Origin of the sequence: Labrys monachus (assembly GCF_030814655.1) — a bacterium.
Taxonomy (GTDB): domain Bacteria; phylum Pseudomonadota; class Alphaproteobacteria; order Rhizobiales; family Labraceae; genus Labrys; species Labrys monacha.
In genome coordinates this window covers 3,770,233-3,790,469 of the sequence record NZ_JAUSVK010000001.1, presented here as the reverse complement: position 1 = coordinate 3,790,469, position 20,237 = coordinate 3,770,233, and the positions used below count along the sequence as shown (strand labels likewise).

Here is a 20,237-nt window from a genome sequence, read left to right as displayed (position 1 = left end):
CCGATGGAGGCAATTTGTGTCAAAGGGATCGCTGATCGTCGGTTTTGACCGCGGCGTGTGGTGCCCCACTGCGACATGGAGCGCACACGCTGCGGGTGGCGACCAGCGGCTGCGGGTCCATCAGCGAGAACAAGCTGGATTTCCCGATCATGTCTGACACGAAAGGCAAGGTCGGTGCCGCCTTCGGCCTCAATTTCAGACATACAAGGTGGCCATTCTTCGCCATGCTCCGGCGCGATGGGCGCGTCCGTCCCAGAAATGCAGCTGATGGCGGATGCCCTTCTCATCGAGGAGACGGCTGAGATGGCGGTTGTTGTCGAGGAAAGGGTCGGCCTTTCCGATGACGAAGACGATGTCGAGCCGGCGCAACTCGCTCAGCCGCCATGCGCAGTCGAGGCCGGGCAGGAAATGCGTCGGGGTGTGGAAATAGACGTCGTCGCTGTAATAGCCGTCGAACAGGTCGCCGAAGCATTCCACCTGCGTCGTCAGATCGTAGCGGCCGGAAAAGGCGACGAGCTTGCGGAACAGATGCGGATGCCGGAAGACGAGGCTGGCGGCCTGGAATGCACCGAGGCTGCAGCCCATCGCCATCGTGCAATCGTGGGGGTTGGTCTGGGCCATCAGCGGCAGCACCTCGTTGAGGATATAGTCCTCGAAGGCGGCGTGCCGGCGGATGCGGTCGGCCGGATGGCGGCCGGAAGCATAGAAGGTCTCCTGCGCCAGTCCCTCGATGCAATAGAGCTGCAAATGCCCGGCGCCGACCTTGCCGGCGAGGCTCGTGACGATGTCGAGCTTCTCATATTCCCAGAAGCGCCCCTCCCGCGTCGGGAACATGAGCACCTTCGCTCCGGCATGGCCGAAGATCAGGAGTTCCATGTCCCGATGCAGGCGCGGACTGTACCAGCGCCGATAATCCCGCTTCATGTCGCCCTGAAGAACCGTCTGACTTTCTCTGCGAGCAGGGCATTCTGCTCCCCGCCGCCAGGATAATCGACAGGGCCCGCATCCAGGATGACGGTTTCATGATGCTTCGATGTCGGCCAGATCCGGATCAATCTCGCCGTTCCCGAATGCGGTAGGTTACCCTGCCGTTTCGCAGTCCGGGCGATGGACGATCAGATCAGAGGCCATGCCGCGTATCGCGATGCCGCCGACAGCCCCAAGCGCGCCGCCGATGCGGGGCGCCGCGACAAGCGGCGCAATCCTCGCATCTGGATGCTCGGCGCGCTCACGCTGCTTTTGCTGGCGGCCGGCGGTTTCGCATGGCGACGCCTGCATACCGCGCCGATCGTGCATGACGCGACCGTTCCCGTAACGCGCGGCACCATATGGAGGATGGCTTCACTCTGGCGCCGCCGACGGTGACGCCTGGCGCGGCAACCGTGCTGGGCTCCATGGGCTCGGAAGCCATCTCGGCGGTACGGGCCGTTTTGATTTCGGCGGTGAAGCAGGTGGCAGGCTTCGATGGAGGGGCGGCCGCGTCGGACATGGAACGACTTCTCCTTCGATCGCCGGGATCGCGTCTTGAGGCTGTTCCAGCGACTCTGCGGCCTGCTTTGCGGACAAGCGCCGGCCTGCGTGACGGCCTTCAGGCAGTCGGAACGGTGCCGCCGTCGATCGTGTATTCCGTGCCGGTGATCGCGGAGGCTCTCGGCGATACGAGGAACGCGATGAGGTCGGCGACCTCTCGCGGTTTGGCAGGGCGTCGGAGCGGAATGCCGCCGAGCGCATCCATGATGATCAGCTTGCCACCCTCATAGTCCGTGCCCGCATCCGCCGCGAGACGCTCCGCCAGGGCGACTGCCGCTTCGGTTTCCACCCAGCCGGGCGAAACGCGGACCACTCGGATGCCCTTGGGCGTCACCTCCTTGGACAGGCTCTTGCTGTAGGTCGCCAGGGCGGCCTTGGCGGCGGCATAGGCCGTGGTGGATTCGGGGAGGGGCAATTCGTGCTGGATCGACGTGACGTGGATGATGACGCCGTGTCCCTGCTCGATCATCGAGGGCAGGAGGGCGCGGTCGAGACGCACGGCCGGCATCAGGTTGAGATTGATCTCCTTGAGCCACTCGTCATCGCCCAGAGCCGCAAAGCCGCCGGGAGGCGCGGAGGAACCGCCAAGGACGTTCACGATGATATCGACGCCGCCGAGATGGGAGACAACGCTACGGGCGACCTCGGCACAGCCCTCAGGCCGCGTCATGTCGGCGGCGACGTAGTGGACGTCCGGAGGGGGGACTTCGGGCACGGATCGCGCCGCGGCGACGATCTTCACGCCGGCCTCGGCCAGGGCCTGGACGACGGCGGCGCCGATGCCCTTCGTTCCGGCGGTGACGAGGGCACGACGGCCGGCAAGATCGAGGTCGAAGCTCATGCGACGATCTCCAGCGAAGCGATCTTGCCGCCATCGAGGACGAAAAGGTAGCGCAGGTCCACCGGACTGCCGGGGAAGTCGCCGGTGACATGGCTGGTGACGACGATCCGGCCACCTTCGGTGGTGATCGCGAACGGTTCGCTGGTGTAGGTGTATTTGGCCGAAGCGCCGGCCTTCCACTGCCGGATCGCGTCGCGCCCGGCATGCGTGCCGCCCTCGTCGGTGACGATGGCGGCTTCGGCGAAGCATTGGGCTACGGCTTCGCCATCGACGGCGTCCGCCTTGAAATAGGCCGATAGGGGGGCGGGCAATTGGATCGTCATCTGGGCTCCTTCCGGCAACGCGCTTGCGGCCGATCGATTGCGTCGGAGCGAAACTGGCCCTAGGCTGACAGAATGACAAGAACGCACGAAAAAGTTGGGTACTTACCGAAAGGTGAGCATGATGGCTACACGCGCGAGACGGCCGCCGAGGGCGTGGAGCGAGCCCTGAAGCTGTTGGAGGGACGCTGGAAGCTGGTGATCCTCTTCCATTTGTTCGGCGGCCGCGTGCTGCGGTTCTCGGATCTGGAGCGCGCGATCCCCTCGATCTCGCAGAAGATGCTGATCCAGCAACTCCGGCAGATGGAAAAGGACGGCATCGTGCATCGCTTCGTCCATCACCAGGTCCCGCCGAAGGTCGAATATGCCCTGACGGATTGGGGCCAGGCGCTGTGCCCGGCCCTCGACGCATTGCTGACCTGGGCTGTCGGGCGGCCACGCGAAGTGGACGCTGTGGGCAGCCCGGGAGCCGAATCCGCGTAGCGATATCGGAAGGAGCCGTGGGCCGCGGAGCGATTTCCCGCTTCGACTGTCGGCTGGTCGCGATGACCCGGCGCCACCGGCATTCGGCCTCTTTACCGATGGGTAGCCCGCCACCGCTCCGGAATGCGCCGCGCCGTGGCGCAGCGATCGAAAAGAGCACCCGAAGGATCTACTCGGCCGTGGCGCCGATGGTCGTCGCAGAACCGCCGCCAGCCGCGGCGTTTCGCCGGGGCCGGCGCACGACCCTCACCTTGCCGCTGTTGCCGCCGCCGCAGAAAAGCCGGTCGCCGCCATCGGATTCGAGGCCCGAAACAGCCATACCAGTCGGCATGTCGAGCCTCTCGATCACCTCACCTGTTCGGGGATCGATATGCCGCACCTCGCTCTCGTCACCTTCCCAGGTGCCGTGCCAGAGCTCGCCGTCCACCCAGGTCACGCCGGTGACGAAACGGTCGGATTCGATGGTGCGCAGGATCGCCCCCGTATGGGGATCGACCTGATGGATCTTCCGGTCGCGGTACTGGCCGACCCAGAGCGTCCCTTCCGCCCAGGCGAGGCCGGAATTGCCGCCGCCGCCGGGCGCCGGGATCGTGGCGAGCACGCGCCCGGTGTGCGGATCGATCTTCTGGATGCGATCCGCGGCGATCTGGAACAGATGCCGGCCGTCGAACGCCGTTCCGGCATCGGCGGCCACGTCGAGCGAGCGCACCGGCTCGCCGCTGGCCGGATCGAAGGCGTTCAGCCTGTCGCCGGAGGCGAACCATGCGTGCCGGCCGTCGAACGTGACGCCGGCGACGTTGCAGACGCCCGGAAAGGGGCCGTACTCGCGGAGAATCTCGGCTTCTGATCGCTTCATGCTTCTGTCCTGCCGGCGGAGGAGCGGGAACGTCGAGCCTCGATCCTAGCCGCCCGGCAGGATGGCAGGGAGTAACAACGTCGTCGCGAAAGCGGGAACGGGCGGGGTCATCCAGCGCCGCGCACGCCCGCGGCCGTGGGATTGCACCTTGCCGGCCGCCGCAAGCTGGTCGAGGGCACGCTGCACGGTGCGCTGGCTGGCGCCGAGGGCGAGCGCCAGGGCCGAACTTGGCCACGACTCGCCGTCGGCGAGCAAGGCGAGCACGGCCGCATGCCGCTCCTCGACCGGGCGCGCCAGCACGAGGACCTCGGCGCCCCGGCGCGGCGCCAGCGCAAATCCCCGCTTCGTGGCGCCGATGCCCGCCAGCGCCCGCAGCATGGCGCGAAGCCGGGCGATCTCGACCCGCAACCGCGCCCGATGCGATTCGTCGGCGGCCTTCGCGCCGAAGGCACGCGCGACGAGCGCGTCCCTCGACACGTCGCCCGGCCATGCCTCGGCCAGCGTCCGCGCAAGCGCGAACAGCACCGGACGGGTTGCGAGCGAGACGACGACGCCCCGGCTGCGCACGATGTAACGGCAGGCATCCACGACGAGGGCGTTCGATGCCTGCAGCGCCTCGACCTCGTCGAGCAGGAGAGGGCGCTCTTCGCCGCGCGCGATCAGGCGCGCGGCGGGTGTCTCCAGCACCAGAGAGGCGCTTTCGACCTCCGCCGTCAGCGCCGGGATGCCCGCGCGGCGTGCGGCCTCCCCGGCCCGGGCGAGCGCCGCCCGGGCCTCCCCCGCCCTGACGCGCCGCATCGCGATGCCGGCGACCACGAGGGCATGGGCGGCCTGCGAAGCGGGCGGGAGAGGCGCGGGATCGAGATCGGCCAGCATATGCTCGGACAGCACATGCTCAGCTTGGTCGAGCCGCCCGATCAAAAGGAGGCGCCGGACCTCGAGGTAGCGGGCATGCGCGGCATTGACGCGGTCGCCATGCGCCTCGAGCGTTGCCCGCGCCGCCTCGAGCGCCTTCGCGGGATAGCCGAGGTCGCGCGACACGAGCGCGATCTCGGCCTCGGCGACGACGCATCGCGCGCGGGCCGCCGCTTCCTTCGGGCCGAAGGCACGGACCGCACGGCGCAGCAGGATCCTGGCGCGATCGAAGTCGCCGAGCTGCGCCATCGCGATGCCTCGCAGCGCCAGCGCCGGCGCGTCCTCGCGCAGGGCGACCCGGTTCAGCGCGCCGAGAGGATCACCCGCGGCGAGCGCGCGCGCCGCGGTGGTGATCAGCGAGTCCACGGAAATCCCGCCACATTTGTCACTCCCAGCCTTCGACAGCCGGTCCTAGCCTATCTCACGACCGCCCGGCGGCAAGCCGTATCGGCACCGGGCGACGACGAGACCAACGAAGGAGAGACCCATGCCGACGACACACATGACGGGAACCCGCGGAGAGTGGCTGGATGCCCGGCTCGCTCTGCTCGAAGCCGAGAAGGAATTGACGCGGCGCGGCGACGAACTGGCGCGCCGGCGCCAGGCGCTGCCATGGGTGCGCGTCGACAAGGCCTATCGGTTCGAAACCGATGAGGGCTCGGCCTCGCTGGCCGACCTCTTCAGAGGGCGCTCGCAGCTTCTCGTCTATCACTTCATGTTCGGGCCCGACTACAAGGCGGGATGCCCGTCCTGCTCGTCGATCGCCGACGGGTTCGACGGATTCGTCGTCCATCTGGCCAATCACGACGTCACGCTTTCGGCGGTGTCGCGGGCGCCGCTCGAAAAGCTGCAGGCCTACAAGCAGCGGATGGGCTGGAGGTTTGCCTGGGCCTCCTCGCAGGGCGGGGACTTCAATTTCGACTTCAACGTCTCTTTCACCGAGGAGCAGCAGCGCGCGGGAACCATCGAATACAACTACCGGAGCGGCGGCCACGCGATGGACGCCACACCGGTTCCCGCTCCCGTCGCCGAGTTCGCGGCGATGTCGGGAACCGACGCGGCCACCTATTCACGCGACAGGCCGGGCCTGAGCACCTTCGTGCGGGAGGACGGCGTCGTCTACCATACCTATTCCACCTATGCGCGCGGGTTGGACGGCATCTGGGGCATGTATCAGTGGCTGGACCGCGCCCCCAAGGGCCGCAACGAGGCGGGCATCTGGTGGCGCCGCCATGACGAGTATGACAGGGCCTGAGGGAAGGCGTCCTCTTTGTGGCTCGGTCATGCCGAAGCGGGAGACAGGACATGAGTGAGGCTTGCAGGGGCGGCGGCACCGCCACCCTCGGCGCGGCCGACTGGCTCGGCCTCGCGGCGGCGCCGACCTTCGCCATCATGGCGCTGCTCGCGGGCGTTCCTGGCGGCAGCGCGCCGGATATGCTCTGCTCGGCCGGGGAGGGCGGATCGCCGCTGGGCGGCATGGCGGCCATGTATCTGCTGATGAGCGCCTTCCATGCGGCACCCTGGTTGCGGCTGGCCGCCAGGCGGGGAGGCGGCTCCCGCGGACGGTATTAGAAACCGGCGCCTATGCCGGTGGCGATGCCATGTCGATCACGAAACGTAGCGAACGTCCGGCCGTTCCGATCTGTCCCACGAGCACCAGGGTGCCGTCGATGTCGAGCAGCGGCAGGCAGGGATTGATGCCGTGCTTGACCGGCACCGAGGCCGACCGCGAGCATTTCCTTTCGGTCTTCGCGGGTGCAGAGGCGATATCGTCATGGTCCTTCGCTCGCCGTGGCGCGGCGGCCGTCACCGCACGGCCGCGTCGGCGCCGTATTGCTCGTCGGTGACCTTCTCCATCCACTCGACGACCTTGCCGTCGAGCGCCTCGGCGATCGCGATATGCGTCATCGCGCAATCGGGCGCGGCGCCATGCCAGTGCTTTTCCGCCGGCGCGAACCAAACGATATCGCCGGGACGGATCGTCTCGACCGGGCCGCCTTCCCGCTGCACCCGGCCGAGCCCGGAGACGACGATGAGCGTCTGGCCGAAAGGATGGGTGTGCCAGGCGGTCCGCGCGCCGGGCTCGAAGGTGACGGTGGCGCCGCCGACGCGGGCCCCGCCGCTGCCGCTGAACGGCGCATCGATCCTCACGGTGCCGGTGAAATAGGCCTCCGGCCCCTTCGCCGATGGCTGCGAGCCGTTTCGCCTGATCTCCATCGTCCTCTCCTCGTCGCCGAAAAGCCGGCGAGCGCCCACGCCGCCGGCAGCATCGCGCGAGTGTGGCATGCAGGCGGTCCGGGTGGAAGGCCAGCTCGTGTTCAACGACGTGCCGATGATCATCCGCGCCGCCGTGGCCGGCTTTGGCCTCGCCTGCGTGCTGGAGGACCAGGCCGAAGCCTTCGTCGCCGACGGCAGCCTGGTGCGCGTGCCGGAGGACGGGTGTTCTCCCTTTCCGGGCTACCATCTCTAGTATCCGAGCTGGCGACAGCCTTCCGCAGCCTTCGCGCTGCTGGCGGATACGCTGCGCCACCGGGGCTGACGGGAGCGACCCGCATCCGCGCTGCCGATATCGAGAGAGGCGGTCGAGCCGGCCTGAGCGAAGGTCTCGCGATGGAGGGGCGGAAAGAGAGGTGCACAGCGTGCCTGTATTCAGAAAATATGGCGACTTGAGTTGGGGATCAAAGGTAAAATTCCATGAGGTCAGCCATGTCAGCGTTTTGTTCCGACATGAAGATCTTTTAATCGGAATAAAATTCGGAATGGACCTTACGAAATATAATCGATTTCTTTGGATTTCGTCGCCTCGCGACACTATTTTGACGGTATTCAAATCTAATAGGGTCTCTTTCCATTATTCGGCGAGGAAGCGATGATTTTCTATCAGTTCACGGCGACACCGGGTTCAGCGCAGGCGCTCGTGGGCGACAGGGCAGGGTCGCGATTGCCGAAATTGACCTCGGGGGTCTGGATGTATCTGAAGCAGATCGATGTCGCCGCCCCCACGAGCGAGAGCCCTGTGGGCACGGACCAAGTGAAGGCGGCCATCGAGAAGGACGGATACTTCCTGTGGCCAGAATCGCCCGCCAATCCGTAAAGGGAGTGCCGGCCGTCCTTGGGCGGGCGGCTCCGCCATGCTCGGCCTGGGCCGGCGCGACGCCGCTGTCGGCGACGGGCAGCCGCATCCCGAGCCTGTCGAGCGCACTGCATCCGTCGCCGGAGGATGAGGGCCAGCGCAGAAGCTTGCGCGGGCTCAGAGGACCTTTCCCGGGTTCAGGATGCCTTGCGGATCCAGGGCGTTCTTGATGACGCGCATCAGCGCCAATTCTTCCGGTGTGCGCGTATAGGCCAGGAATTTCTTCTTCTTGAGGCCGATGCCGTGTTCGGCGGAGATCGTGCCGCCATGCCTGCGCACCAACTGGTAGACCACGTCGTCGATCGCGTCATAGGGCTGGGCGTCGGCGCCCGGCACGCAGGCGATGATGTGCATGTTGCCGTCACCGATATGGCCGTAGAAATAGCTGGTGCAGCCCGGTATCTCGGCCGCCAGGAGGGCACGGCATGCGCGCGCATAGGCATCCATGCCGGCGACCGGAAGCCCGATGTCGAAGGAGCTGTGCGGGCCGAGCACCAGCTTGAAATCCGCCGCCGCGTCGCGCGATCCCCAGAATGCCTTCACGTCCGCCAGGGACTGGGCCACGGCCGCGTCCTCGATGGTTCCCGCCTCGGCCTGGCTTTCCAGCCAGCTGTCGAACCGCCGGGCGTCGTCGGCATGGCTGCCCTGTGCCTCCACCAGGATGTAGAATTCATGGTCGCCGGCGATCGGCCGGCGGATGTTCGGCACGCGGCGCGTCGCCACCTCCCAATAATCGGGCCACATCGCCTCGAAAGCCGAGAGGGTGGGACCGAGCCAGCGCCGGGCGCTCGCCAGCAGTTCGAGCACGGCCTCGTAGCTGCCCAGCCCGCACAAGGCGGCCATGGTGCAGGCCGGCTTCGGGAAAAGCTTGAGGACGGCGCGGGTCACCACGCCGAGCGTCCCCTCCGAACCGATGAAGAGCTGCTTGAGGTCGTAGCCCGCATTGTTCTTGATCATCTTGTTGAGCCCGTCGACGAGCGTGCCGTCGGGCAGCACCACCTCCAGGCCCAGCACCATGTCGCGCATCATGCCGTAGCGGATGACCCGGTTGCCGCCGGCATTGGTGCCGATATTGCCGCCGATCGCGCAGGAGCCGCGGGCGCCGAGATCGAGGGCGAAGAGAAAGCCCGCGTCGTCGGCGGCCCGCTGGATCGCCTCCAGCGTGGTGCCGGCCCGTACCGTCATCGTCGCGGCCGCCGGATCGATTTCCTCGATGCCCACCAGGCGTTCGAGCGAGAGCGCCATGCCGCCCTCGATCGGCCGGCTGCCCCCGGCGAGCCCGGTCAGGCCGCCTTGCGGGACGACGGCGATGCCATGCTGCGCGGCGATCCGCATGGCCGTGGCCACGCCCTGCGGATCGGAGGGGCGTATGACGACCTGCGGGCGCACCGGCCCGAGGGTGCTCCAATCCTGAAGGTTCCGATCCGGGATGTCGTCGCCCGCCAGCACGGCCGACGGCCCGAGCGCCTGACGCAGCTGCTCCACGATGTTCGAGGATGCCATAGGCGAAGCCTCAATAGCCACGGGGCGACGGAGCGTTCTGCCCGCCGGGGGCGCCCCCGCCCGGAGCCGCCCCCTGCCGGCGGAACTCGACCTGTTCGCGCACCACCGCGAGGGCGGCGTCGCGCATGAGGCTGACGTCGCTGGCGACGGGAATGAGGCGGTAGCCGGTGCCGATCAGGCTCTGCCAGGTGGCGCCGGCGCTGGGCACGGTTCCCATCGGCTTGCCGCAGGCGAGCATGGCCGCCTCGGCCTCAGCGACGAGCGTACGCACTTCCGGCCGCCCGAGCTGTTCCAGGAGGCCGATCGATCCGGCCATATCGTTGACCCCGAGGAAGGGGACGTCCACGCCGTCCACCGCACAGATCTCCGCGGCGCGGCTGACGGCCCCGGCCGATTCGAGCTGGACGACGATCAGGATCTCGTCATTGGCGCGGCGCATGTAATCGGCGGCCTTGCCGAAGGTCGAGGCGCGCACGAGCGGGGCTGCGTAGCCGCGCCGTCCCTGAGGGGGATAGCGGCACGCCGCAACTGCGGCTTCGGCTTCCTGCGCCGTCTCGACGGAGGGAATCATCAGGCTGTCCGCGCCGGCATCGAGCAGGCGCTTGAGAACGATCGGATCGTTCCACGGCACCCGCACGATGCAGGGCACGACGCCTTCGGCGGCGCGCAGCATGTCCACGGCATCGCGCAACTCGCCGAAGCCGTGCTCGAGATCGAGAATGAGAAAATCAAAACCCTGATGGGCGAGAATCTCGACATTCGTGGCGCTGCCCGTCTCGATCCAGGCGCCGAACAAGGCTTCGCCGGCGCCGAGGCGCCTTTTCAATATATTTGGCTTGAACATATTCCGTCTCCATGGGCGTCGGCGCCGGCTTGGTCCGCGCATGCAAGCGGGGCGGGGGCACGCTAAACCGATGGCATCCTAGCCGTGCTGGAAACTGAAGTACAGTACCTCACACCGCAAAATAAGGTAGAGCCGACCTTGCCGCGGACCTCGCGCCGAGGCGATTTCGCATCGTTCGGCTGCAGGATTTGCCGAAGCGGCATGCGTCTTGTATCCTAGATGCAACCTGATTGTTCACCGGGACCGCCGCCTTCATGCCGCTTGCCGAGTCCGCCTCGCTCTCGATCGACCGTCCCCGCACCCTCACCGCCACGGTGGCCGAGAGGTTGCGCCAGGCGATCATCGATTCCGAGCTGCCGCTCGGCAGCGAGCTTTCGGAACTGGGGCTCGCGGCCAAGCTCGGGGTGAGCCGCACGCCGGTGCGCGAAGCCCTCTCCATGCTGCAGCTGCAGGGGATGGTCAACATCATTCCCCAGAAGGGCAGCTATGTCTTCTTTCCCACCGAGCAGGATCTCCTGGATCTGTGCGAATACCGCATTCTGCTCGAATGCCGGGCGGTGAGCTTCGCCATGACGAGGCGCCGCAGCGAAACCATCGCCATGCTGCACGAGGCGATGGCGGCCATGGAGGCGGCCCGGCTGCGGCGGGATCCCATCGCCTATTCGCGCGCGGACACCACCTTCCATGAAGCCTTCTTCCGCAACTGCCATAACCGCTACCTGGAGGATGGCTACGCGCTCGTCGCAGGCCTCATCGCCACGCTGAGAACCCATCTTTCGGTGCCGCTCGCCGGCGTGCAGGATCGATCCTATGTCGAACACCAGCAGATCATCAGCGCCTTCGAGCGGGGAGATCTGATCGAGATCGATTCCATCCTGGTCCGCCACATCCTCGGGACCCGCCAATCCTACGTCTCGGCGCTTCAGCAGGGCCTGATCAGCAACGTCGCGCAGGGCGCTTGACGAGACGCCAGGCGACAGGGGCGCCGCGCTCAGAACGTCGCCGCGCCGTTCACGGGCAGGCGCACGCCATAGAGCGACGTCGTGCCGCAAATATAGAGATAATTGCGTTTTTGTCCGCCGAAGCAAACATTTGCAACCACTTCCGGAACAAGAATCTTCCCGATGAGCGTTCCATCGGGGTCGTAGCAATGAACGCCGTCGCCGGCGCTCGTCCAGATCCGGCCGCTCGTATCGACGCGTAGCCCGTCGAAGAATCCGGCCTGGCAATCGGCAAAGATGCCGCCGCCGCGGAGCGTGCCGCCATCCGAGACCGTGAATTTGCGGATATGCGCCGGTCCGTCGGGGCGATGGCTGCGGCCGGTATCGACGATGTAGAGCAGGCTTTCGTCCGGGGAGAAGGCGAGGCCGTTGGGTTGCACGAAATCGTCGGCGACGAGGCGCAGTCCGCCGGCCGGATCGAGGCGATAGACGTGGTTGCCGGCCTGTTCGCTCGCGGCGAGATGGCCCTCATAATCGGAATCGATGCCATAAGTGGGATCGGTGAACCAGATGCTGTGGTCCGATTTCACCACCACGTCGTTCGGGCTGTTGAGCCGCTTGCCGTCATGGCGGTCGACAAGCGTCGTCACGCTGCCGTCGAATTCCGTGCGGGAGACCCGCCGTCCGCCATGCTCGCAGGTCACGAGGCGCCCGGACCGGTCCACCGTATTGCCGTTCGAGTGGCCGGCCGGGCTGCGGAAGACCGACACGATGCCGTTGCACGCGTCGAGGCGCAGCATGCGGTCATTGGGGATGTCGGACCAGACGAGCGAGCGGGCCGCCGGGAAATAGGCCGGGCCTTCGGCCCAGCGGCATCCGGTGAACAAGGTGTCGAGCCGCGCTGTCGGGATGAACAGGCGGCGGAAGCGCTCGTCTAGACACTCGAAACAGGAGGGGGTCGCAGGCATTTTCGCTCTCTTGATGGGCCGGGTTTGCGAGGCATCTTGACCTTAAGCCGACTTGTACCTTAGGTTCAATTCAAATTCGAGGTGACTTCTCGCGGTCGCCTCGAACGAGCCGCAAGGGCCCGGGGAGGCCACGGCGAACGCCGACGCAAAACGAACGGGAGGATCTCCATGAAACCTGCAATCGCCATCGCCTCGGTGCTGGCCCTGTGCCTCGCCACCACCGCGCTTGCCGACACGTCCGGCAAGAAGATCGCGCTGTCCAACAATTACGCCGGCAATTCCTGGCGCCAGGCCATGCTGCAGAGCTGGGACAAGGTCGGCAAGCAGGCCGTGGCGGACAAGATCGTCGCGGCCGCCGATCCCTTCACCACGGCCGACAAGGAGGCGCCGACGCAGGCCGCACAGATCCAGAACCTGATCCTGCAGGGCTACGACGCCATCGTCCTCGATGCGGCCTCTCCCGAGGCCTTGAACGGCGCCGTCAAGCAGGCTTGCGACGCGGGTATCGTCGTCGTCGCCTTCGACGGCCTCGTTACGGAACCCTGTGCCTACAAGGTCACCGTGGACCTCGCGGAGACCTATGGCGCCGAGCAGGTTCGCCAGGTCGCCAAGCGCCTGCCCAATGGCGGCAATGTGCTCTATGTCCGCGGCCTTGCCGGCACCAGCATCGACGCCGACATCACCACCGGGGTCCAGGCGGAGATCCAGAAGCATCCGAACCTGAAGATCGTATCCGAGGTCAACGGCAATTGGGACCAGACGACGGCGCAGAAGGCTGTCGCCACGGCTCTTCCTTCCCTGCCGGAGATCGCGGCCGTCATCGACCAGGGCGGCGACGGCTACGGCACGGCGCAGGCCTTCAAGGCCGGCGGACGCCCCTTGCCGCTGATCATGCTGGGCAACCGCCAGGACGAATTGGCCTGGTGGAAGCAGCAGCGCGCGGCCGGCAGCTATGACAGCTGGTCGGCCTCGGAAGCGCCGGGGATGGTCACCTTCGCGTTCTGGGTCGCCCAGCAAGGTGCTCGACGGCAAGAAGGTGCCCCATCAGGTGCCGATGGGTATCCTGACCATCGAGGCGAACGATCTCGACAAATATTTGGCCGAGACGCCGGTGGGCGGTGTCGCCAACAAGGAGTACTCGCAGGCCGAGGTGATCAAGGCGATCGAGCGCGCGCACTAGTCGCCCGCCCGCCTGGGAGGCCGTCGTGCCTGCCTGCGCATGTGCTCTCCGGGCCGGTTTACGTCCCGGCGCCGGAGAGTGCTCCGGCGCCGCGGATCATGACGGGGCCGATAGGCTGCCCCTGTCGCCGCCGCGACCGTGCACCGAGGGAGCGTGACCATGGCACGCCGGTGCGGGTTGCGGTCTCTTCGGCAAGGGCCGTTCCGGCGCGACACGCTCGTCGGCACGACGCTTGACGAGATCCCTCCCGGCCATGGCATCAAGGCGAGCCGCCAATTTCGATCGCCCGCCCGCAGGATCCTGCCCTCGAGCAGGAATGACGATATAGAGGAGGGCGCGACCGCAGCTCCACCCGGCGGCAGGAAGAACGATCATGGATGACGCGCCGACCGAAGCCTATGAGCACACCGAGCACGCCGAGCATGCCGCTCACAGCACCGATAAATTCGTTCCGCTCGTCGCGATGACGATCGCCATCCTCGCCGTGCTGGCAGCCGGCGTCGGCAGCCTGGAGACGATCGAAAGCGGGGCCTCGACCGCAGCCAAGACCGAATCGGTGCTCTTCCAGAACAAGGCCACCGACAATTGGAACTTCTTCGAGGCAAAGAGCCTGAAGAAGAACATGTACGACATCGCCGCCGCTCAGGGAGGTCCAAAATCGGAAGAGTTCCAGGCCCAGGCGGCACGGAACGAGGCGGACAGCCTGGACATCCAGAAGAGGGCCAAGGATTTCGAAGCGCGGTCCGACGACGCGCTCGAGAAAGCCGAAGTCCATGAACGGCGCCACCATTTCCTGACCGTCGCCGTGACGCTGCTTCACATTTCGATCGCCATCGCCACCATCGCCATCATCACCGGCGGCCGGCGCTGGCCGTGGTATACGTCGCTCGTCCTTGGCGTGATAGGCGCGGTCGTCGCGGCGGCGGCCTATGCGGCATGAGGGGGGTGGGAGCGCGCGAGGGAAACAGGGGGCCTCGCAGCGCCGCATGAACGTCTCCGCCGCTCGGCGCATCGGCCATTGCCGCGAAGCCGCTTCGAAAAGGCGGGACCCGCCACCCTGTGCCCCTGCGCTCGCCTCATCCGCAGCGACGCCTGCCCATGATCCAGGTCAATGTCGGCCGGCCGGTACCTTGATAGTCACGCATTGACAGGGTGGCCGGCGTCCCGCTGGCCAATGGTTCATTGGAGCTGTTTTCGGTGCGCTCTCCCGTTTCCTTCTTCATCGCCGCCGCGCTGACGGCCTGCATCGGCCTCGGCGGCGTCGGGGCGGCCGCCGCCGCCGAAACCAGCTTCGGCGACAAGCTGCAGGCTCTGTGGGCTCGGCTCGGCGGCAAGCATCTCCCCGACGGCATCGTGATGACGAACGGGCGCATCGAGGCCGAGGAGGTGCTGGTTTCGGCCAAGCTCGCCGGCCGCGTCTCCCAGGTTCTCGTCGACGAGGGGCAGACGGTCGAGGCCGGTGCCGTGGTGGCCCGCATGGACACCGCGGATCTCCAGGCCCAGCTCAACGGCGCCCAGGCGGTCGTCCGGCGGACGGAAAAGGCCGAGACCGAGGCGCAGGCCGTGATCGCGCAGCGCAACAGCGAGCTCGTGCTCGCCCAGCAGCAATATGATCGGGCCTTCACCTTGAACGCCCGGGGTTACGGCACGACGCAGGATCTGGATCTGCGCCGCAGCCAGCTCACGGCGGCCCAGGCCGCCTGCACGGCCGCCGGCGCAGGCCTCGAAGAGGCCCATGCGGCGACCGATGCGGCCCGGGCCGACGTCGCCCGCATCCAGTCGCAGCTCGACGATGCGGTGCTGACGGCGCCACGCCGGGGACGGGTGGAATACAAGCTCGTCCAGTCGGGCGAGGTCGTCGCCGCCGGGGCTCCGATCGTCACGCTGCTGGATCTTTCCAACGTGTATATGACGGTCTTCCTGCCGGCCTCGGCCGCCGGCCGCCTCGCCATCGGCGACGAGGCGCGCATCATCCTCGATCCTGCTCCCGACTATGTGGTGCCGGCGACGGTCTCCTTCGTTGCATCCGAAGCGCAGTTCACGCCGAAGACCGTGGAGACGGATGACGAGCGCGAAAAGCTGATGTTCCGCGTCAAGCTGCAGATCGCCTCGAGCCTTTTGCGCCAATATGAATCGCAGGTGAAGATCGGCGTGCGGGGCGTCGCCTATGCACGTACCAGCCGGGCGGCGGTGTGGCCTGCCGAACTTGCCGTGAAGCTGCCGCAATGAGCGAGGTCTCGGTCAACCTCCAGCAGGTCGTTCACCGCTACGGCAAGGCACTGGCCCTCGACAATGTCGACCTGGCGATTCCGGCCGGATCCATGGCGGGTCTCATCGGGCCGGACGGGGTCGGCAAGTCGACCCTTCTCGGGCTTGCGGCCGGCGTCGTCCGCGTCCAGCAGGGAGAGGTGCGCGTGCTCGGCGGCGACATGGCCGATGCCCGCCAGCGCCGTTCCGCAGGCGCGCGGATCGCCTATATGCCGCAGGGCCTCGGGCGCAATCTCTATCCGACCCTGGGCGTGGCGGAGAATCTCGATTTCTTCGGCCGTCTCTTCGGCCAGGACGGCGCCGAGCGCCGCGCCCGCATCGAGGAGCTTCTGGCCGCGACCGGCCTCGCTCCGTTCAGGGACCGGCCGGTCGGCAAGCTCTCGGGCGGCATGAAGCAGAAGCTGGGCATCTGCGCGGCGCTCATCCACGACCCCGACCTCCTCATCCTCGACGAGCCGACGACCGGCATCGATCCGCTGTCGCGCCGCCAGTTCTGGGATCTCATCGCCCGCATGCGGGCGCGCCGCCCGGACATGAGCGTCATCGTCGCCACCGCGTATATGGAGGAGGCCGAGCGCTTCGACTGGCTGGCGGCCCTCTATGCCGGGCGCGTCATCGCGACCGGCAGTCCGGCCGAGGTCCGGCAGCAGACGGGCGAGGCGACGCTGGAGCGGGCCTTCGTCGCCCTGCTGCCGGAGGACATACGCCGGGCCGACACGCCGCTGGAGGTCGCGCCGCGCGTCGTCCATGACGGCGCCCCGGCGATCGAGGCCGAGGGCCTCACCCGCCGTTTCGGCACGTTCACCGCGGTCGATCACGTCAGCTTCCGTATCGAGAAGGGGGAGATATTCGGCTTCCTCGGCTCCAATGGCAGCGGCAAGAGCACGACGATGAAGATGCTGACCGGCCTCCTGCCCGCCAGCGAGGGCCGGGTGGCGCTGTTCGGCCAGCCGCTGAACGCGGGCGACATGGAGACCCGCCGGCGTGTCGGCTACATGTCGCAATCCTTCTCGCTCTACGGCGAGCTCACCGTGCGGCAGAACCTGGTGCTGCATGCGCAGCTGTTCGGCATGCCGCATGAGGAGATCGAGCCGCGCGTGCAGGAGATGCTGAACCGTTTCGACCTCGCGGGCGTCGTCGGCAGCCGGCCGGAAAGCCTGCCGCTCGGCGTCCGCCAGCGGCTGCAGCTGGCGGTCGCCGCCATCCACCGGCCCGAGGTGCTCATCCTCGACGAGCCGACCTCCGGCGTCGATCCGGTCGCGCGCGACGGCTTCTGGCGCTTCCTCCTCGCCCTGTCGCGGGAGGAGGGCGTCACCATCTTCCTGTCGACCCATTTCATGAACGAGGCCGAGCGTTGCGACCGCATCTCGCTCATGCATGCGGGCCGGGTGCTCGCGGTCGGCAGCCCGGCGGAACTGAAGCAGCAGCGCGGCAAGGATAATCTGGAAGAGGTCTTCATCGAGGTGCTCGAACAGGCCGGGATGGGCAGCGAGGCCGGCGAGGGGAGCCTCTCCGCTCCGCCCCGCTCCCGGGCTGCTTCGGAGCCGAAGGCCGTCGATCCACGCCGGCTCTGGGCCTATGCATGGCGCGAGATCCTCGAGATCCTGCGCGATCCGGCACGGCTGGTCTTCGCCTTCCTCGGCCCGGTCGTGCTGTTGCTGGCATTCGGCTACGGCATCTCCTTCGATGTCGAGCACCTGCCCTTTGCGGCCTTCGACCAGGACAGGACGGCGCAGAGCCGCCAATTGCTGGAGAGCTTCCAGGGCTCGCGCTATTTCGACGAGCAGCCGCCCATCACCTCGGCGGGCGACATGGAGGCACGCCTGAAGAGCGGGGAACTGAAGCTCGCGGTCGAGGTGCCTCCCGACTTCGGCCGGGATCTCCTGCGCCAGCGTACGCCGGAGGTTGCCGTCTGGCTCGACGGCGCCATGCCCTTCCGGGCCGAGACGACGCGCGGCTATGTCACCGGCCTCGCGACGAGCTATGTGACGGATGAAGCGATGCGGCGGGGCGGCAAGGCCATTTCCCCCTATCCGATCGGGATCGAGCCGCGCTACCGTTACAACCAGGCCTTCAAGAGCGTGAACGCCATCGTGCCCAGCGTCATCGTGCTGATCCTGGTGATGATCCCTGCGATCATGACGGCGATCGGGGTGGTCAAGGAGAAGGAGACGGGCTCGATCGCCAATTTCCGGGCCACGCCGGTGACACGGATCGAATTCCTGCTCGGCAAGCAGCTGCCCTATGTGGCGATCGCCTTCGCAAGCTTCCTCTCGCTCCTGGCCCTGGCCTGGCTCGCCTTCGGCGTGCCGCTCAAGGGCTCCTTTCCCATGCTCGCCGCGGGGTCGCTGGCCTATGTGCTCGCCACCACCGGCTTCGGCCTGCTGGTGTCGAGCTTCGTCAGGAGCCAGGTCGCGGCGATCTTCGCCACCGCCATCATCGCCTTGATCCCGGCCGTGAACTTCTCCGGCCTGCTGGTGCCGGTCTCCTCGCTTTCCGGCAGCGGGCGGCTGATGGGGCTCGCCTTTCCTGCGGCCTGGTACCAGCCGATCAGCGTCGGGACCTTCGCCAAGGGGCTCGGTTTCGAGGCGTTATGGCCCAACCTCGCGGTGCTCGTCTTCTTCGGCGTGGGCTTCATCGCCGTGGCGATCATGACGCTGCGCAAGCAGGGAGTGTGACATGATCGCTTCCCTCGTCAGGATCCTGCGCCTCGGCATCAAGGAACTCTACAGCCTCAGGGCGGACCCGATCCTCGTGGTGCTGATCGTCTACACCTTCACCTTCGCCATCTACGCCGTGGCGACGGGCGCGAAGTTCGAGGTGGAGAACGCCTCCGTCGCCGTCGTGGACGAAGACCGCTCCATGCTTTCCGCCCGGCTGCGCGATGCCCTGCTGAAGCCCTTCTTCAAGGAGCCGGCGCTCATCGGGGCCGATCAGGTCGATACGGCCATGGACGCGGGAAACTATGTATTCATCGTCGAGATTCCGCCCAAATTCGAGCAGGACGTGATCGCCGGCCGGCATCCCGAGGTCGGCCTCGACATCGACGCGACAGCCATGTCGCAGGCCGGCAACGGCGCCTCCTATATCGAGAACATCCTCCTGAACGAGGTGACGGCGGCCATGCCCAGCCTTGCGCAGACCGACCCCATCAATCTCGTGGTGCGCGCCAAGTTCAATCCCAACCTCAAATCCGAGTGGTTCACCGCCGTCATGCAGGTGATCAACAACATCACCATCCTGTCGGTGATCCTGGCGGGCGCCGCGCTGATCCGCGAAAGAGAGCACGGTACCATCGAGCATTTGCTCGTCATGCCGGTGCGGCCCGTGGAGATCATGCTCGCCAAGATCTGGGCCAACGGGCTCGTCATCGTCACGGCGGCGATCCTGTCGCTGCTGGCGGTCGTCGAGCGCCTGCTGGGCGTTCCGGTGGTGGGGTCGCTGACCCTTTTTGCTACGGCGGCGGTGCTCTATCTCTTCTCGGTCACGGCGCTCGGCATCCTCGTCGCCACGGTCTCGACCTCGATGGCGCAGTTCGGGCTGATCGCCATTCCCGTGCTGATCGTCATGAATCTCCTGTCCGGCAGCACCACGCCGATGGAGAGCATGCCGGCATGGCTGCAGGACGTCATGCAGGTCTCGCCGTCGACGCATTTCGTCGCCCTGTCCCAGGCCGTGCTCTACCGCGGCGCCGGCCTCTCGATCGTCTGGCCGCAGATGGCGGCCTTCGTCGTCATCGGCGCCGCCTTCTTCGCTCTCGCGACCCTGCGCTTCCGCAAGGCGCTGCTCAGCATGCAATGACGCGCGATCGAGGCCGGGAGGCCGCCGCGCCCGCCCGATGCGGAACGCGGACGCGTTGACGTGCATCAAGCGCGCGGCGGCGATGGCGGGTACCTTTCCCAGCAGAATCCCTGCGGGCGGCCTCATCGACGCGCAGGAGCTATGGAGCGGACGGACATGCGAGGGATCATGGTGGCGACGGATGGCTCCGACAGCGCGAACCGGGCGGTGGATATCGCCGCGGAGCTTGCAAGGATGGGCGGCTGCGCCCTGCATATCGTCAACGTCGCCAGCGACTTGCCGGAGGAGGCTCTCGACCAGCTGAAGCAGAACCCGGCCATGGACCAGCTTGTCGGCGACGCCATCGAGATGCGGTCCCGGGGCGTTCTCGCGCATGCCCGGGAGCGGGCATCGGCCAAGGGCGTAACGGATATCCAGACCCGGCAGGCTTGGGGCGACGTCGCGGAGAAGGTCCTGGAGGCTTCGGCGCAGGCGGGCGCCGACATGCTCGTCGTCGGCCGGCGAGGCCGCGGCCGTCTCGCCGGCCTGCTGCTCGGAAGCGTGTCGCAGAAGCTGGCGAGCCTGTCGCCCTGCGCGGTCGTCGTGGTTCCCTGAGCAAATTCGTCCGCGTACGAACGCATCGAATCGCGAACGTCATTCCGGGGCGCCCGAGGG

21 protein-coding genes and 2 pseudogenes are annotated in these 20,237 nt (G+C 67.1%); 13 read left to right on the top strand and 10 right to left on the bottom strand.

The window, feature by feature from the left end; genetic code table 11:
* Positions 1–195: 195 nt before the first annotated feature.
* The gene (locus J3R73_RS17235; RefSeq protein WP_307429331.1) at positions 196–924 is read right to left on the bottom strand and encodes an esterase family protein; all 729 of its coding nucleotides are present in this window, start codon (positions 922–924) and stop codon (positions 196–198) included.
* Positions 925–1,107: 183 nt separating this feature from the next.
* Here J3R73_RS17235 and J3R73_RS17230 point away from each other — a divergent pair, with 183 nt between their 5' ends.
* Positions 1,108–1,365 (top strand): hypothetical protein, encoded by a 258-nt coding sequence (locus tag J3R73_RS17230; protein ID WP_307429328.1) that lies wholly within the window; start codon positions 1,108–1,110, stop codon positions 1,363–1,365.
* 223 nt (positions 1,366–1,588) lie between these two features.
* Here the strand turns inward: J3R73_RS17230 and J3R73_RS17225 are convergent, their stop codons facing one another.
* Both J3R73_RS17225 and J3R73_RS17220 read right to left on the bottom strand, forming a co-directional pair.
* Complete coding sequence (locus J3R73_RS17225; RefSeq protein ID WP_307429325.1) at positions 1,589–2,371, bottom strand: SDR family oxidoreductase; 783 nt, start codon at positions 2,369–2,371, stop codon at positions 1,589–1,591.
* The gene (locus tag J3R73_RS17220; protein ID WP_307429323.1) at positions 2,368–2,694 is read right to left on the bottom strand and encodes a nuclear transport factor 2 family protein; all 327 of its coding nucleotides are present in this window, start codon (positions 2,692–2,694) and stop codon (positions 2,368–2,370) included. The genes J3R73_RS17225 and J3R73_RS17220 overlap by 4 nt, the downstream gene beginning before the upstream one ends.
* 72 nt (positions 2,695–2,766) lie before the next feature.
* Between J3R73_RS17220 and J3R73_RS17215 the strand changes: the two genes are divergently transcribed.
* On the top strand, positions 2,767–3,174 hold the full coding sequence (locus J3R73_RS17215; protein ID WP_307429320.1) for a winged helix-turn-helix transcriptional regulator: 408 nt from the start codon (positions 2,767–2,769) through the stop codon (positions 3,172–3,174).
* Between the two features lie 169 nt (positions 3,175–3,343).
* On the opposite strand, the gene J3R73_RS17210 is transcribed toward J3R73_RS17215, so the two are convergent.
* Positions 3,344–4,030, bottom strand: coding sequence for a Vgb family protein (locus J3R73_RS17210; protein ID WP_307429318.1), 687 nt, complete (start codon positions 4,028–4,030; stop codon positions 3,344–3,346).
* Positions 4,031–4,075: 45 nt separating this feature from the next.
* The gene (locus J3R73_RS17205; RefSeq protein ID WP_307429312.1) at positions 4,076–5,311 is read right to left on the bottom strand and encodes a helix-turn-helix domain-containing protein; all 1,236 of its coding nucleotides are present in this window, start codon (positions 5,309–5,311) and stop codon (positions 4,076–4,078) included.
* A gap of 121 nt (positions 5,312–5,432) precedes the next feature.
* Here J3R73_RS17205 and J3R73_RS17200 point away from each other — a divergent pair, with 121 nt between their 5' ends.
* The gene (locus tag J3R73_RS17200) at positions 5,433–6,200 is read left to right on the top strand and encodes a DUF899 domain-containing protein (protein ID WP_307429310.1); all 768 of its coding nucleotides are present in this window, start codon (positions 5,433–5,435) and stop codon (positions 6,198–6,200) included.
* A 50-nt stretch (positions 6,201–6,250) separates the two neighbouring features.
* Positions 6,251–6,517, top strand: a complete 267-nt coding sequence (locus J3R73_RS17195; protein WP_307429307.1) for a hypothetical protein — start codon at positions 6,251–6,253, stop codon at positions 6,515–6,517.
* A gap of 10 nt (positions 6,518–6,527) precedes the next feature.
* Here the strand turns inward: J3R73_RS17195 and J3R73_RS17190 are convergent, their stop codons facing one another.
* Both J3R73_RS17190 and J3R73_RS17185 read right to left on the bottom strand, forming a co-directional pair.
* On the bottom strand, positions 6,528–6,755 hold the full coding sequence (locus J3R73_RS17190; protein ID WP_307429303.1) for a hypothetical protein: 228 nt from the start codon (positions 6,753–6,755) through the stop codon (positions 6,528–6,530).
* Positions 6,752–7,162: a (R)-mandelonitrile lyase gene (locus tag J3R73_RS17185; RefSeq protein WP_307429300.1), complete on the bottom strand. Its 411-nt coding sequence runs from the start codon at positions 7,160–7,162 to the stop codon at positions 6,752–6,754. The genes J3R73_RS17190 and J3R73_RS17185 overlap by 4 nt, the downstream gene beginning before the upstream one ends.
* Positions 7,163–7,238: 76 nt before the next feature.
* On the opposite strand from J3R73_RS17185, the pseudogene J3R73_RS17180 reads away from it, so the two are divergent.
* Together J3R73_RS17180 and J3R73_RS17175 are read left to right on the top strand one after the other, a co-directional pair.
* Positions 7,239–7,484 (top strand): annotated as a pseudogene (locus tag J3R73_RS17180) (LysR substrate-binding domain-containing protein); the annotation flags it as partial.
* A 330-nt stretch (positions 7,485–7,814) separates the two neighbouring features.
* Entirely contained in the window at positions 7,815–8,039 is a 225-nt protein-coding gene (locus J3R73_RS17175; protein ID WP_307429297.1) for a hypothetical protein, read from the top strand.
* A gap of 156 nt (positions 8,040–8,195) precedes the next feature.
* Here J3R73_RS17175 and J3R73_RS17170 read toward each other — a convergent pair whose 3' ends face one another.
* Both J3R73_RS17170 and J3R73_RS17165 read right to left on the bottom strand, forming a co-directional pair.
* Positions 8,196–9,581: an FAD-binding oxidoreductase gene (locus J3R73_RS17170; protein WP_307429294.1), complete on the bottom strand. Its 1,386-nt coding sequence runs from the start codon at positions 9,579–9,581 to the stop codon at positions 8,196–8,198.
* A 10-nt stretch (positions 9,582–9,591) separates the two neighbouring features.
* Complete coding sequence (locus tag J3R73_RS17165; protein WP_307429291.1) at positions 9,592–10,425, bottom strand: HpcH/HpaI aldolase family protein; 834 nt, start codon at positions 10,423–10,425, stop codon at positions 9,592–9,594.
* Positions 10,426–10,655: 230 nt separating this feature from the next.
* On the opposite strand from J3R73_RS17165, the gene J3R73_RS17160 reads away from it, so the two are divergent.
* The gene (locus J3R73_RS17160; RefSeq protein ID WP_307429288.1) at positions 10,656–11,387 is read left to right on the top strand and encodes a GntR family transcriptional regulator; all 732 of its coding nucleotides are present in this window, start codon (positions 10,656–10,658) and stop codon (positions 11,385–11,387) included.
* Positions 11,388–11,416: 29 nt separating this feature from the next.
* Here J3R73_RS17160 and J3R73_RS17155 read toward each other — a convergent pair whose 3' ends face one another.
* Positions 11,417–12,334, bottom strand: a complete 918-nt coding sequence (locus tag J3R73_RS17155) for an SMP-30/gluconolactonase/LRE family protein (protein WP_307429285.1) — start codon at positions 12,332–12,334, stop codon at positions 11,417–11,419.
* Positions 12,335–12,502: 168 nt separating this feature from the next.
* On the opposite strand from J3R73_RS17155, the pseudogene J3R73_RS17150 reads away from it, so the two are divergent.
* The 6 genes and pseudogenes from J3R73_RS17150 (at position 12,503) to J3R73_RS17125 (ending at position 20,177) form a co-directional block, all read left to right on the top strand.
* A pseudogene (locus tag J3R73_RS17150) lies at positions 12,503–13,514 on the top strand (ABC transporter substrate-binding protein).
* Between the two features lie 373 nt (positions 13,515–13,887).
* Positions 13,888–14,454 carry a DUF4337 family protein gene (locus J3R73_RS17145; RefSeq protein WP_307429282.1) on the top strand — a complete coding sequence of 189 codons (567 nt, stop codon included), beginning with the start codon at positions 13,888–13,890 and terminating at the stop codon, positions 14,452–14,454.
* Between the two features lie 257 nt (positions 14,455–14,711).
* A complete protein-coding gene (locus J3R73_RS17140) occupies positions 14,712–15,743 on the top strand; it encodes an HlyD family secretion protein (RefSeq protein WP_307429279.1) in 1,032 nt (343 codons plus the stop codon).
* Positions 15,740–18,460 (top strand): ribosome-associated ATPase/putative transporter RbbA, encoded by a 2,721-nt coding sequence (gene rbbA, locus J3R73_RS17135; protein WP_307429276.1) that lies wholly within the window; start codon positions 15,740–15,742, stop codon positions 18,458–18,460. Before J3R73_RS17140 ends, rbbA begins: the two co-directional genes overlap by 4 nt.
* A 1-nt stretch (position 18,461) precedes the next feature.
* Positions 18,462–19,583, top strand: a complete 1,122-nt coding sequence (locus J3R73_RS17130) for an ABC transporter permease (RefSeq protein ID WP_307429273.1) — start codon at positions 18,462–18,464, stop codon at positions 19,581–19,583.
* Positions 19,584–19,739: 156 nt separating this feature from the next.
* Positions 19,740–20,177, top strand: a complete 438-nt coding sequence (locus J3R73_RS17125) for a universal stress protein (protein WP_307429270.1) — start codon at positions 19,740–19,742, stop codon at positions 20,175–20,177.
* Positions 20,178–20,237 lie beyond the last annotated feature (60 nt).